A 12,355-nucleotide genomic window follows, 5' to 3' on the forward strand; every position below is an offset into this window, starting at 1 on the left:
TTTTCCTTATTCAGTCCAGGCCAGTTGGTGCAGCATTAAGGCGAGCGTTTTTACGCCTTCCGCCAAATCGTCGATATGCGTACTCTCCGCCGGGTTATGGCTAATACCTTTAATGCTCGGCATAAAGATCATGCAGGTCGGGAAGCAGGGGGCGAAAATTTGCGCGTCGTGCCCCGCGCCGCTGTGCATCACGCGGAAATTCACCTTCTCCTTTTCGCACAGGGCAGTGAGCTGGGCGACCAGCCTCTGGTCCATGGGAACCGGAGCTTCATCCATCCACAGGTCGATTTCAATGCCAATATCCATTTCCTTGCAGATCCGCCGCATATCGCCTTCGATCACTTCAGTAAATGCCGTTAATGCAAGGGCATCGGTGTGGCGGCAATCCATGGTAAAGACCGTTTTACCCGGCACCACGTTGACCGTATTCGGCTGCGGGTCGACTTTACCGAAAGTGAGCACCAGCGGGTCGCCGTGGGCTTTCGCTTTGGCGATAGATTCGCAGCAGATGCGGCTGAAAGCATGGACGGTGTCGCGGCGGTAGCCCATTGGGGTGGTGCCGGCATGGTTAGACTCGCCGTTGAGGGTAATGGTGTAGCGGCGCTGGCCGACAATGGCGTTGACCACGCCGATGGACTGCTTGTTGGTTTCCAGCACGCGGCCCTGTTCGATATGCAGTTCAACGAAGGCTTTAATATCCCGGCGCGGCGCCAGCGGGGCGGCGGGCAGGCTGAAACCGCACTGCTTCATCGCATCGACAAACGCCACGCCTTTGGCGTCTTTAATCTCACGCACGTCCGCTGGGTTAGCGATGCCGACGATATTTTTGCTGCCCCAGAAGACGTAAGGGAAGCGGCTGCCTTCTTCTTCCGCTAACGCCAGCACCTCCACGGTACGCAGCGGCGCCCCGTAGGTCTCTTTTAGCCAGCGGACCGCCAGCCAGGCCGCCAGCGCGCCAAACTGACCGTCAAGATTACCGCCGTTGACGACGCTATCAATATGCGAGCCGCTGAGGATAACGTCGTCGGGAAAACGGCTACCGGGCAGGCGGCCATAAAGGTTACCCACTTCATCGAAGCGTGTTTCCAGCCCGCTGTCGCTCATCTTTTGTTTAAACGCCTGCTGCGCCTGCAGCCACTCCGGCGAATAAAGCAAACGGGTAAGTCCGCCGGTAGGATCGGCGCCGAAGGATGAAAGCCAGGGCAATGTTTCTTCAATTGCCTGTCGAAAAGAATGAGTCATACATAACTCCTGTTACTTATTTTATTGAGCAAAAGGGGAATTGGTTTCATAAGAGCGGTTATATAAAGCGTCTGAAACCAGATAGTCATAAATCTCATCAACGATTTCGATCCCGTTGACCGCGCTGTTTTTCTCATTGATATCCAGATTCTGCCCCGGGTAATAAACCTGACTAAATCCAGGCGCTGGCGTAATGGCGCTTAATTCGCGCATGGTTTCGCTAATGTGCTGGCGAAATAAGGCGCTGGAGGAGAAAAAGTCAGGATTAATCACGAGATGCAATTGTCCTAACTCACGCCCCTGGCTCAGGTTGTCGTACATCGAGCTGACCTGGCGACCAAAAGGAAGGTTGAGCAAAATGCCGGATAGGACGTCAATCATCATCATCAGCCCGTAACCTTTCGGGCCGGCGGCAGGAAGCAGAGCATGGACGGCAAAGGGATCCGTGGTTGGGGCGCCGTTTTTGTCCACCGCCCAGCTATCGGGAATGCTTTCATGGCGAGAACGAGCATCAAGGATCTTTCCCCACGCCTGGACGGTGGTGGCCATATCGAAGGTGATGATATCGTCGCCCTCGCCGGGAGCGGCGAAGGCCAGCGGGTTGGTGCCGTAGTAGATCTCCGCTCCGCCAAAAGGGACGACCATCGGGTCTGACTGACACAGCGAGAGGCCAATCAGCCCGGCGCGAGCCGCCTGCTGCGTGAAGTACGAGATGGCCCCGCTGTGTCCCATGCGCCGGATACCCACTACGGCTATGCCATTTTGCCGGGCGATCTCAATGGCATGTTCCATGCCCATTTTGGCGGCGACCTGGCCGGCGGCGTTATCGGCATGCAAAATGCCGCTGCAGGGACCGGTTTTTTCAAAGCTAAAGGTGGGATGACGATTGGTGCCGCCTTTTGAAATTCGTTCAGCATAATATTCAACACGAACCGCGCCGTGCGAATGAATGCCTCTGGCATCGGCATAAACCAACACATCGGCAATAATATCCGCGTGATTATGAGTGAGTCCTGCTGCGTTCAGCTTATTAGCAATAAGCTGATGAAGTGTTTCCCGACTGACTTTCATCTGTCTTCCTTTTAACGACGGTGTAGAGCCTGACTGCTGACTAAAATACGGGGAAAAGAAACTGAAATTGTGATCTGTATAGTTAAATGACCAGTGTTAGATTTTATTTGATAATCGTAATGGATTTGTCATAAATGGCCGTGTAATCGATTTATTAAAAAATCACTGCTAATGTCAGGCGGTTTGTTTGAAAGCCTGTAGTAATAATCCTCATGTGATTTAGGTCACGCCATTGATAATTCCATCCCGTTAGCCTGATTGCAGATTAACCATGCTCATTCAATTGCAATGGGTGCAATTATTGGGGAGTTATTATGATCCATGCCTTTATTAAAAAGGGCTGTTTTCAGGATTCAGTCAGTTTAATGATTATTTCACGTAAGCTGAGTGAGTCAGAAAATGTCGACGATGTTTCGGTCATGATGGGCACGCCGGCAAATAAAGCGCTGCTGGAAACTACCGGTTTTTGGCATGACGATTTTGCCACGGCGACGCCGAATGATATTTGCGTGGCGATCCGTACCGATTGCGCAGATGCATCGGTGACAGAAATGATTATCGCCCGTCTGGATGACGCCTTATCCGCCCTGGCGCAGGGAAGCGGACAAAGTCAGAGTCTGAACGTGGTTCGCCGCTGGCAAAGCGCGATGCAAAAACTGCCGCAGGCCAATATGACCTTAATTTCTGTTGCCGGAGAATATGCCGCAGAGCTGGCCCATCAGGCGCTCAGTAGTGAGAAAAGCGTGATGATTTTCTCCGACAACGTCACCCTGGAAGATGAAATTGCCCTCAAAACCCGCGCCCGTGAGAAAGGATTGTTGGTGATGGGACCTGACTGCGGCACCGCCATGATTGCCGGCACCCCGCTGGCCTTCGCCAACGTTACACCAGAGGGCAATATCGGGGTGATTGGCGCCTCCGGTACCGGTATCCAGGAACTGGTATCGCAAATTGCCCTCGGCGGCGAAGGGATCAGCCATGCGATAGGTCTCGGCGGCCGTGATCTGAGCGCGGAAGTGGGGGGCCTTAGTGCGCAAACGGCGCTGGAAATGCTAACCCAGGATGCGCGGAGCCAGGTACTGGCCTTTGTATCCAAGCCACCTGATGAGGCGGTGCGCCTGAAGATAATTAACGCAATGAAACGCAGTGCTAAACCGGTGGTGGCGCTATTTCTTGGCTATGTCTCGCCAGTCAACCGCGATGAAAACGTCTGGTTTGCCCGCACGCTGGACGAGGCCGGTCGGCTGGCGTGTCTGTTGGCCCGAGTGGTACGCCACCAGGAAAATCTGACCGCAGTCGCGGATAAGCATATCCGCGGTTTATATACCGGCGGCACGCTAGCGGCGGAATCTGCCGGGCTGCTGGCTGAGCGCCTGAACATCACTCCCGATGAGCATCACCCGCAGGGCATGATGCTCAACGCTCTGGGCCACCAGATCGTCGACCTCGGCGATGATTTCTACACCGTTGGTCGTCCACACCCGATGATTGATCCCTCCCTGCGTAACCAACTGATTGCCGAGCTCGGCGAGCAAACGCAGGTGGGCGTATTGCTGCTGGATGTGGTGATTGGCTATGGCGCCACCGCCGACCCGGCGGGATCGCTGGTGGAAGCATGCCGGCTGGCCTGGGCATTGAGGAGTGAAAGCCATCCGCTGCACGTTATCGCGACCGTGACCGGTACCGAAAATGACCCGCAGTGTCGTTCCCGTCAGATTGCCGAGCTGGAAGATGCCGGCGTGGTGGTGGTCGATAGCCTCCCGGAAGCCGCACTGCTTGCTGTTGCGCTGATTAGCCCTCAGCGGATGGCGGAGCCCGCACCGCGTTCCAGTCTGCTGGATGGGGTGGCGGTAATTAATGCCGGTCTGCGCAGTTTTGCGATCGATTTACAGTCCGCCGGAACGCCGGTTGTTCACTATCAGTGGGCGCCGATTGCCGGAGGAAATAAAAAACTGGCTCGTTTATTAGAGCGTTTGCAATAAGAGGTCCCTATGTTTACATCAGTGGCGCAGGCCAATGAGGCAGTAATTGAACGAATTCGGAATGCACGTCCGCACTGGCTGGATGTGAAGCCGGCAGGTGCGCTAATCGGGGCGCTGAATCAGAACAAAACGTTGCTCCACGCCGGGCCGCCGATGCGCTGGCAGGCGATGACCGGCCCAATGAAAGGGGCCTGCATTGGCGCATGCCTGTTCGAAGGCTGGGCGCAGGATGAAAAAACTGCCCATGCGATGCTGGAAAGCGGCGAAATTACCTTTATTCCATGCCATCACGTTAACGCCGTGGGGCCAATGGGCGGCATTACTTCGCCGAACATGCCGATGCTGGTGGTGGAAAATATCGCTGAAGGCAACCGCGCCTATTGCAACCTGAACGAAGGGATTGGCAAGGTGATGCGTTTCGGCGCTTACGGCGAAGATGTGCAGCAGCGCCTGCGCTGGATGCGCGATGTGCTGATGCCGGTGCTTAGCGCGGCTCTGAAACAGATGGAGCGCGGCATCGATTTGACGGCGATGATGGCGCAGGGCATCACCATGGGGGATGAGTTTCACCAGCGTAATATCGCCACCTCCGCGCTGCTAATGCGCACGCTGGCGCCGCATCTGGCGCGCCTTAATCACGACAAACAGCAGATAGCTGAAGTGATGGATTTCCTCGCCATTACCGATCAGTTCTTTCTCAACCTGGCGATGGCCTACTGTAAATCGGCGATGGATGCCGGGGCGCAGGTCCGCGCGGGCAGTATCGTCACCGCGATGACCCGCAACGGCGATATGTTTGGTATTCGCGTCAGCGGGCTGGGCGACCGTTGGTTTACCGCGCCGGTCAATACGCCGCAGGGGCTGTTTTTCACTGGTTTCTCGCAGGAGCAGGCCAACCCGGATATGGGCGATAGCGCCATTACTGAAACCTTCGGCATCGGCGGGGCGGCGATGATCGCGGCCCCGGGCGTCACTCGCTTTGTCGGCGCGGGTGGGATGGAGGCGGCGAAATCGGTCTCCGAGGAGATGGCGGAAATCTTCCTTGAACGCAATATGCAACTGCAAATTCCGGGCTGGGATTTCCAGGGCGCCTGTCTGGGGTTGGATATTCGCCGGGTGGTTGAAACTGGCATTACACCGCTTATCAACACTGGTATCGCGCATAAAGAGGCGGGGATCGGCCAGATTGGCGCCGGAACCGTCAGAGCCCCACTGGCCTGCTTTGAACTGGCGCTGGAAGCGCTGGCGGACGAGTTGGGCGTGAGCTGAGGCACGCAATGGATAAGATCCGTCCGCTGACAGGCAGCATTGACGCGCCGGACCATCGCCAGCCGTGGCGAACCGGCGGCCTCTGGCAGCGCACCATCAATCTCTATGTTGCAGGCGGCGCGATGCTGACGCTGCATCATCGGGGACAAGGCGTGAGCCCCGGCGGATGGGTATTACGTCACCGTGATTTTATCCGTTTACACGCGGCGCTGAAGGCGGGGGGGTTGCCGATAGCGCGTGATGACGGCATTCAGGTCGATAACCTTTTGCTGTTACCGCCACGCAGGCGCTGCTCCCTGCGGCCTCGATATCAGCCTGATGGCCCTTATCTGCCGGCAGCGCTCATGAAGCGCCCGGAAGAGACGGGCCTGTTTGGGCCGCTGTGGCAGGCTATCCATCTGCCGCATCATCCTGAGTTGCGGCAATTACGCCACTGTTTTGCTTCTGCGTTGACCGGGAGCCCCGTTGACTGGCGGCTGTGGTTGGGGAAGGGGCCAGGCCTGACGCCGAGCATGGACGATATGCTGATCGGCATGATGCTGTCCGCGTGGTGTTCTGGACAGATGTCGCGCAACAGCGGACACCATTTCTTTCATGCCTCCGGCGATCTGCATGCTGCCACAACGCAGGTCAGCGTCAACTATTTACGCTACGCCAGTAAGGGATGCTTCGCTTCACCGCTACTGCATGTTGTTAACGCGCTTCAGTGCGGACGACGAATTGAACCTGCCGTCGAAGCCCTGCTGGCGATGGGGCACACCTCTGGTGCCGACACGCTTCTGGGGTTCTGGCTGGCGCAACAAATAATGTAAGGACTTTTATGAAAACGCTGGTTGTTGCCCTCGGGGGTAACGCTTTATTACAGCGCGGAGAAGCGCTGACGGTAGAAAATCAGTATCGCAATATTCACAGTGCCGTTCCCGCGCTGGCGCGTCTGGCGCAGCATTACCGTTTGGCCATTGTGCACGGCAACGGGCCGCAGGTAGGCCTGTTGGCGCTGCAAAATCTGGCCTATAGCGACGTTGAACCTTACCCGCTGGACGTGCTGGTGGCGGAGAGCCAGGGCATGATTGGCTATATGCTGGCCCAATGTCTGGCGCAGGAATCGTTGGTACCGCCGGTATCGACAGTGATGACGCGTATTACTGTGGCATCGAACGATCCAGCCTTTTCGGCGCCGGAGAAATTTATCGGTCCGGTCTATGACCCTGAGTTACAGCAGCAACTGGAAGAGGAGTATGGCTGGACGATGAAGCGCGACGGCAAATACTTGCGTCGGGTTGTCGCCTCGCCAAGGCCGGTGAGAATTGAGGAGAGCGACTCGATTGAGCGTCTGCTGAATGAGGGACATGTCGTGATCTGCTGTGGCGGCGGAGGCATTCCGGTGCTCGAGAGCGGACAGGGCGCAGAGGCGGTTATCGATAAAGATTTGGCCGCAGCGCTACTAGCGGAACAGATTGATGCCGATGGTCTGGTGATCCTCACCGATGCGGATGCGGTATATGAACACTGGGGCACCCCAATGCAGCGACCGATCCGTGAAGCGACCCCGGAAGCGCTGGCGCCTTTTGCTCGCGACGATGGCGCGATGGGGCCGAAAATTTCGGCAGTCAGCAGCTATGTTCGCCGCAGAGGCAAGCGGGCGTGGATTGGTGCATTATCACGCATTGAGGAGACACTCGCCGGGCGGGCGGGAACCTGTATCAAGCCCTGACGTGGGACTACCGGCGGTGAGGATGTCTGAATATCGTGCATTTTGCCCCGGGACGGCGACGGAGGCGAGTTGCCAGGGCGACGAGTTCTGAATAGCTGGGTTTTTATCGGCCGGGCAAGCGTCAGCCGCCGCCCGGCAAGACAAAGGTAAGGCGTTACGCCAGCTGCGATTGCGCCCAGAACAGACCGCTGGTGTACTCCGGCGGCAGCAGCGGTTTGATCGCCTCCAGGGTGGCGCTCAGGCGATCGGTATCGCTGTCGGTGAGATTCAGGTGGCCGACTTTGCGACCCGGACGCACCTCTTTATCGTACCAGTGCAGGTGCACCAGCGGCAGTTTCAGCCAGTCGTAGTTGAGATCGGTGCCGATCAGGTTGATCATCACCGACGGGCTGTTGACCACCGGCGGCGGCAGCGGCAGGCCGGTAATCGCCCGCAGATGCAGCTCGAACTGGCTGATAGACGCGCCGTTCTGCGTCCAGTGGCCGCTGTTGTGCACCCGCGGCGCCAGCTCGTTGATCAGCAGCCCCTCGGCGGTAACGAAGCACTCCATCGCCATCACGCCGACGTAATTCAGCTCGTTCATGATCGCCGTCAGCATGCTTTCCGCCTGCGCCTGCTGGCGGGCATTGGCCTGCGGGAAGGCCACGCTGGCGCGCAGAATACCGTCCTGATGCAGGTTGCGGGTCAGCGGGTAGAAGACGGTGCTACCGTCATGAGCGCGGGCGCCCACCAGCGATACCTCGCCGGAGAAGTTAATTCCCTGCTCGACAATGCATTCGCCGTAGTTGTCATCGGGCAGTTGCGCGGTTTCGTCAGCGCGCAGACGCCACTGGCCGCGGCCGTCATAGCCGCCGACGCGACGCTTAACGATCGCCAGTTCGCCGAGACGGGCAAACACCGCCGGCCACTCGCTTTTATCCGCCAGCAGCTGCCACGGGGCAGTGGCCAGGCCAAGTTTGTCGAACAGCTGCTTTTGCGTCAGGCGGTCGGCGATAATCGGGAAGACATCGCGGTTGACGAACGCCGGGTGGCGGGCCAGCTCGCGGGTGAGGGCGGTTTCCGGCCAGCGTTCAATTTCTGCCGTGATGACGCTCTGCTGGAACGGCACCGCTTCCGGGTCGGCTTCCAGCCCCACCGGCCAGACGGCGATGCCCAGCGGCTCGCCGGCCTGACGCAGCATACGGCCTAACTGGCCGTTACCGAGCACGCATACCTGTTTCATGCCGCACCCCGCGGGTCCGGGTTATCCAGCACTTCATCGGTTTGCGCCTGACGCCAGGCGCTCAGGCGCTGGTGCAGTTCAGCATCGTGCTGGGCAAGGATCTGCGCGGCGAGCAGGCCTGCGTTTGCGGCGCCGGCTTTGCCGATAGCCAGGGTGCCGACCGGAATGCCGCGCGGCATCTGTACAATGGAGTAGAGGCTGTCGACACCGCTTAAGGCCGCGCTCTGTACCGGTACGCCGAGCACCGGCACCAGGGTTTTCGCCGCAATCATGCCCGGCAGATGCGCCGCGCCGCCTGCCCCTGCAATAATCACCTGATAACCGTGGCTTTCGGCGCTTTCAGCAAAGCTGAAGAGCTTATCGGGCGTGCGGTGGGCAGAGACCACTTCGACATGATACGGAACGTTCAGGGCATCCAGGATTTCTGCGGTAAATTGCATGGTAGCCCAGTCGCTTTTGGACCCCATCACGATGGCGATACGCGCCGAATTATTGCGGGAAGACATGCGTCTTAAAACTCCTGTGGGTGTGTTTCACACTGCTTTAGAGGCCACAGAGAATAGCATGAACTGCTAGCAAGGAAAACGGTTGCGTGCGCATGGTTAGCCGTCTTTTGTCTCGCCCGGCGGTGATGGCGAGCGCTGGTTATTAGCCTTTATCTCAGTCATGATGCAGGTGATGAGCAGCACTAACCCCCAGGGGAGCATCAGGGCACCCATTATCAGTAAATAGATTTGTACCAGCCGGCTATCGTGGGGGCGGGTGCAGAGCAAATAAATGGCATAGAAATACATAGCCCACGCCAGCAGCGCACACCAGACAAATGTCAGCGTGTTGCCAATAGCGACGCCGACTAAGGCGATATAACTTACCCCTAATGGATTGAGGATCGCGATGATCGTTCCCCACATCAGCGGCTGACTCCACTTTTTCCTGCTCATGCTCGTTCCTTGAGAGTGACGTTGTGGAAGACTAGCATGCAGGGCGGGGGGAAGTGCGCATCTTCGCCCAGGTGAGGGACGATTTCGGAATTGTGCTTGCGGGGGAACTAAAACGGAAAGTGGATGAGTTCGACGTCGTCCGGCGTTACCTTGACCATCGAACCTTCGCTGTGCCAGGCGCCGAGTACCACGCGCCATGCGGGCTGGCCGTTGGCCTGCAGTTCATGAACCGCCGGGCGATGGGTATGGCCATGGATCAGCCACTGCACGTGATGCCGCTCCATCGCGTCAACTACCGCCTGTGGATTTACATCCATAATGTCCATTGATTTACTGCTGTTGGCGGCTTTGCTGTCGGCGCGCATGCGGGCGGCGATGCGGCGGCGGATAAACAGCGGCAGGGCCAGGAACAGACGCTGGATCCACGGGGTGTGGACTTTGGCGCGAAACGCCAGATAGCCTGGGTCATCGGTGCACAGCGTGTCGCCATGCATAATCAACACTTCACGGCCATAGAGGTCCAGTCGCTCTTCTTCGGCGAGCAGGATCATCCCGCTCTGGCGGGCAAAGCGCTGGCCGACGAGAAAATCGCGGTTGCCGTGGATGAAGTAGCAGGGTACCCCGGCGTCGACGACGGCTTTGATTGCCGCGGCAATTTGCTGGTGCAGCGGGTTGGGATCGTCATCGCCGATCCATGCCTCAAACAGATCGCCAAGGATATACAGGGCGTCCGCCTGGCGGGCTTCGCCCTGTAAAAAACGCAGAAAACCGGCGGTGATCGCCGGTTCTTCTGTTTGCAGGTGCAAATCTGCAATAAAAAGTGTCGCCACGAATTACTCGCTGACGGTGACGCTTTTGATGATCACATCGTCTTTCGGCACATCCTGGTGCATGCCGCTGCGGCCGGTGGCAACCGCTTTGATTTTGTCTACCACGTCCATGCCTTCAACCACTTCCGCGAACACGCAGTAGCCCCAGCCCTGCAGGCTTTCGCCGGAAAAGTTCAGGAAGTCGTTGTCAACCACGTTGATGAAGAACTGCGCGGTGGCAGAGTGCGGCGCCTGAGTACGAGCCATTGCCAGCGTACCGCGGGTGTTTTTCAGGCCGTTGTTCGCTTCGTTTTGAATCGGAGATTTGGTGGCTTTTTGTTTCATGCCCGGTTCAAAACCGCCGCCCTGAATCATGAAGCCGTTGATAACACGGTGGAAAATGGTGTTGTCGTAGAAACCTTCGCGGCAGTAGTCCAGGAAGTTTTTAACTGTTTCCGGCGCTTTGTCGTCAAACGTTTTGATTACGATATCGCCATGATTGGTGTGGAAAGTAACCATTTTTGCATCCTGTTCCGATGAGTGTGGTGCCAGCACCCGATGTCGGGTGAGATATAGGGGGGTGTTATAGCATAACCGCGGGGGTCGATGCACCTTGCAATGTGTGCTGCGTCCGGTCTGAATTATGGGTATTATAGAGACTTCATTACCCACACACGTCTACACGGAATCTTCGATGTTAAAAATTTTTAATACACTGACGCGCCAGAAAGAGGAATTTAAACCTATCCATGCCGGGGAAGTCGGCATGTACGTGTGTGGTATTACCGTTTACGATCTCTGTCACATCGGCCATGGCCGGACCTTCGTCTCCTTTGACGTTGTGGCGCGCTATCTGCGTTTTCTCGGCTATAAGCTGAAGTACGTGCGCAATATCACCGATATTGACGATAAAATCATTAAGCGCGCTAATGAAAACGGCGAAAGCTTCGTCGCGCTGGTCGATCGCATGATTGCCGAAATGCACAAAGATTTTGACGCTCTGAATATTCTGCGCCCTGACAGCGAGCCGCGCGCGACGCATCATATTGCGGAGATCATCGAGATCACCGAACAACTGATCGCCAAAGGTCATGCCTACGTGGCAGATAACGGCGACGTGATGTTCGACGTGCCGACGGACCCGAACTACGGACTGCTGTCGCGCCAGGATCTCGACCAGCTGCAGGCGGGGGCGCGCGTCGACGTGGTTGACGTCAAGCGTAACCCGATGGACTTCGTCCTGTGGAAGATGTCGAAAGAGGGCGAGCCGAGCTGGCCGTCGCCGTGGGGCGCGGGCCGTCCGGGCTGGCATATCGAGTGCTCGGCGATGAACTGCAAGCAGCTCGGCAACCACTTCGATATTCACGGCGGCGGTTCGGATCTGATGTTCCCGCACCATGAAAACGAAATCGCCCAGTCCACCTGCGCCCACGACGGCGAGTACGTCAACTACTGGATGCACTCCGGGATGGTGATGGTCGATCGCGAGAAGATGTCGAAATCGCTGGGCAACTTCTTTACCGTCCGCGACGTGCTGAAGTATTACGATGCGGAGACGATTCGCTACTTCCTGATGTCCGGCCACTATCGCAGCCAGCTGAACTACAGCGAAGAGAACCTCAAGCAGGCGCGTTCGGCGCTGGAGCGTCTGTACACCGCGCTGCGCGGAACGGACAAATCCGTCGACGCGGCGGGGGGCGAAGTCTTCGAAGCACGCTTTATCGAGGCGATGGACGACGACTTCAACACCCCGGAAGCCTACTCGGTGCTGTTCGATATGGCGCGTGAAGTAAACCGCCTGAAAACCGAGGACGCTGCGGCGGCAAATGCCATGGCGGCCCACCTGCGTAAGCTTGCTGCGGTGCTGGGCCTGCTGGAGCAGGAGCCGGACGCCTTCCTGCAGAGCGGCGCGCAGGCCGACGACGCGGAAGTGGCGGAGATCGAATCGCTTATCCAGCAGCGCCTGGACGCGCGTAAAGCGAAAGACTGGGCGGCGGCGGATGCGGCGCGCGACCGTCTTAACGAGATGGGCATTGTGCTGGAGGATGGCCCGCAGGGCACCACCTGGCGCCGGAAGTAAGCCATAAAAAACGCCCGCTTTAGCG

At 57.7% G+C, this 12,355-nt stretch carries 12 protein-coding genes; 5 read left to right on the plus strand and 7 right to left on the minus strand.

What is annotated here, in order from left to right; translation table 11 throughout:
- Positions 1-6 precede the first annotated feature (6 nt).
- Entirely contained in the window at positions 7-1,242 is a 1,236-nt protein-coding gene (allC, locus tag ACKLKD_RS22675; RefSeq protein ID WP_080896985.1) for an allantoate deiminase, read from the minus strand.
- A 21-nt stretch (positions 1,243-1,263) separates the two neighbouring features.
- Positions 1,264-2,313 carry an ureidoglycolate dehydrogenase gene (gene allD / locus ACKLKD_RS22680; RefSeq protein ID WP_025714223.1) on the minus strand — a complete coding sequence of 350 codons (1,050 nt, stop codon included), beginning with the start codon at positions 2,311-2,313 and terminating at the stop codon, positions 1,264-1,266.
- Positions 2,314-2,627: 314 nt separating this feature from the next.
- Here allD and ACKLKD_RS22685 point away from each other — a divergent pair, with 314 nt between their 5' ends.
- From ACKLKD_RS22685 to ACKLKD_RS22700, 4 genes are read left to right on the plus strand one after another with little or no spacing between them, the layout of a single operon-like run.
- Entirely contained in the window at positions 2,628-4,295 is a 1,668-nt protein-coding gene (locus ACKLKD_RS22685; protein WP_080924512.1) for an acyl-CoA synthetase FdrA, read from the plus strand.
- A gap of 9 nt (positions 4,296-4,304) precedes the next feature.
- Positions 4,305-5,564 (plus strand): DUF1116 domain-containing protein, encoded by a 1,260-nt coding sequence (locus ACKLKD_RS22690; protein WP_012737542.1) that lies wholly within the window; start codon positions 4,305-4,307, stop codon positions 5,562-5,564.
- A gap of 8 nt (positions 5,565-5,572) precedes the next feature.
- Positions 5,573-6,376, plus strand: coding sequence for a DUF2877 domain-containing protein (locus tag ACKLKD_RS22695; RefSeq protein ID WP_012737543.1), 804 nt, complete (start codon positions 5,573-5,575; stop codon positions 6,374-6,376).
- Positions 6,377-6,384: 8 nt separating this feature from the next.
- Positions 6,385-7,278: a carbamate kinase gene (locus ACKLKD_RS22700; RefSeq protein WP_012737544.1), complete on the plus strand. Its 894-nt coding sequence runs from the start codon at positions 6,385-6,387 to the stop codon at positions 7,276-7,278.
- Positions 7,279-7,432: 154 nt separating this feature from the next.
- Here the strand turns inward: ACKLKD_RS22700 and purK are convergent, their stop codons facing one another.
- From purK to ppiB, 5 genes are all read right to left on the minus strand, one after another.
- A complete protein-coding gene (purK, locus tag ACKLKD_RS22705) occupies positions 7,433-8,500 on the minus strand; it encodes a 5-(carboxyamino)imidazole ribonucleotide synthase (protein WP_025714224.1) in 1,068 nt (355 codons plus the stop codon).
- Positions 8,497-9,006, minus strand: coding sequence for a 5-(carboxyamino)imidazole ribonucleotide mutase (gene purE / locus ACKLKD_RS22710; RefSeq protein WP_004151322.1), 510 nt, complete (start codon positions 9,004-9,006; stop codon positions 8,497-8,499). Before purE ends, purK begins: the two co-directional genes overlap by 4 nt.
- Positions 9,007-9,102: 96 nt before the next feature.
- Complete coding sequence (locus ACKLKD_RS22715; RefSeq protein ID WP_025714225.1) at positions 9,103-9,441, minus strand: hypothetical protein; 339 nt, start codon at positions 9,439-9,441, stop codon at positions 9,103-9,105.
- Between the two features lie 107 nt (positions 9,442-9,548).
- A complete protein-coding gene (lpxH, locus tag ACKLKD_RS22720; RefSeq protein ID WP_025714226.1) occupies positions 9,549-10,271 on the minus strand; it encodes a UDP-2,3-diacylglucosamine diphosphatase in 723 nt (240 codons plus the stop codon).
- Between the two features lie 3 nt (positions 10,272-10,274).
- Positions 10,275-10,769 carry a peptidylprolyl isomerase B gene (gene ppiB / locus ACKLKD_RS22725; RefSeq protein ID WP_004151319.1) on the minus strand — a complete coding sequence of 165 codons (495 nt, stop codon included), beginning with the start codon at positions 10,767-10,769 and terminating at the stop codon, positions 10,275-10,277.
- A 175-nt stretch (positions 10,770-10,944) separates the two neighbouring features.
- Here ppiB and cysS point away from each other — a divergent pair, with 175 nt between their 5' ends.
- Positions 10,945-12,330 carry a cysteine--tRNA ligase gene (cysS, locus tag ACKLKD_RS22730; RefSeq protein WP_080924513.1) on the plus strand — a complete coding sequence of 462 codons (1,386 nt, stop codon included), beginning with the start codon at positions 10,945-10,947 and terminating at the stop codon, positions 12,328-12,330.
- Positions 12,331-12,355 lie beyond the last annotated feature (25 nt).

The organism is Klebsiella sp. 10982 (assembly GCF_048589245.1).
Classification (GTDB): Bacteria; Pseudomonadota; Gammaproteobacteria; order Enterobacterales; family Enterobacteriaceae; genus Klebsiella; species Klebsiella quasivariicola.

Bases quoted from the DNA above. Each gene is read 5' to 3' on its own strand.
- allC (WP_080896985.1), bottom strand. From the start codon at position 1,242: ATGACTCATTCTTTTCGACAGGCAATTGAAGAAACATTGCCCTGGCTT.
- allD (WP_025714223.1), bottom strand. From the start codon at position 2,313: ATGAAAGTCAGTCGGGAAACACTTCATCAGCTTATTGCTAATAAGCTG.
- ACKLKD_RS22685 (WP_080924512.1), top strand. From the start codon at position 2,628: ATGATCCATGCCTTTATTAAAAAGGGCTGTTTTCAGGATTCAGTCAGT.
- ACKLKD_RS22690 (WP_012737542.1), top strand. From the start codon at position 4,305: ATGTTTACATCAGTGGCGCAGGCCAATGAGGCAGTAATTGAACGAATT.
- ACKLKD_RS22695 (WP_012737543.1), top strand. From the start codon at position 5,573: ATGGATAAGATCCGTCCGCTGACAGGCAGCATTGACGCGCCGGACCAT.
- ACKLKD_RS22700 (WP_012737544.1), top strand. From the start codon at position 6,385: ATGAAAACGCTGGTTGTTGCCCTCGGGGGTAACGCTTTATTACAGCGC.
- purK (WP_025714224.1), bottom strand. From the start codon at position 8,500: ATGAAACAGGTATGCGTGCTCGGTAACGGCCAGTTAGGCCGTATGCTG.
- purE (WP_004151322.1), bottom strand. From the start codon at position 9,006: ATGTCTTCCCGCAATAATTCGGCGCGTATCGCCATCGTGATGGGGTCC.
- ACKLKD_RS22715 (WP_025714225.1), bottom strand. From the start codon at position 9,441: ATGAGCAGGAAAAAGTGGAGTCAGCCGCTGATGTGGGGAACGATCATC.
- ppiB (WP_004151319.1), bottom strand. From the start codon at position 10,769: ATGGTTACTTTCCACACCAATCATGGCGATATCGTAATCAAAACGTTT.
- cysS (WP_080924513.1), top strand. From the start codon at position 10,945: ATGTTAAAAATTTTTAATACACTGACGCGCCAGAAAGAGGAATTTAAA.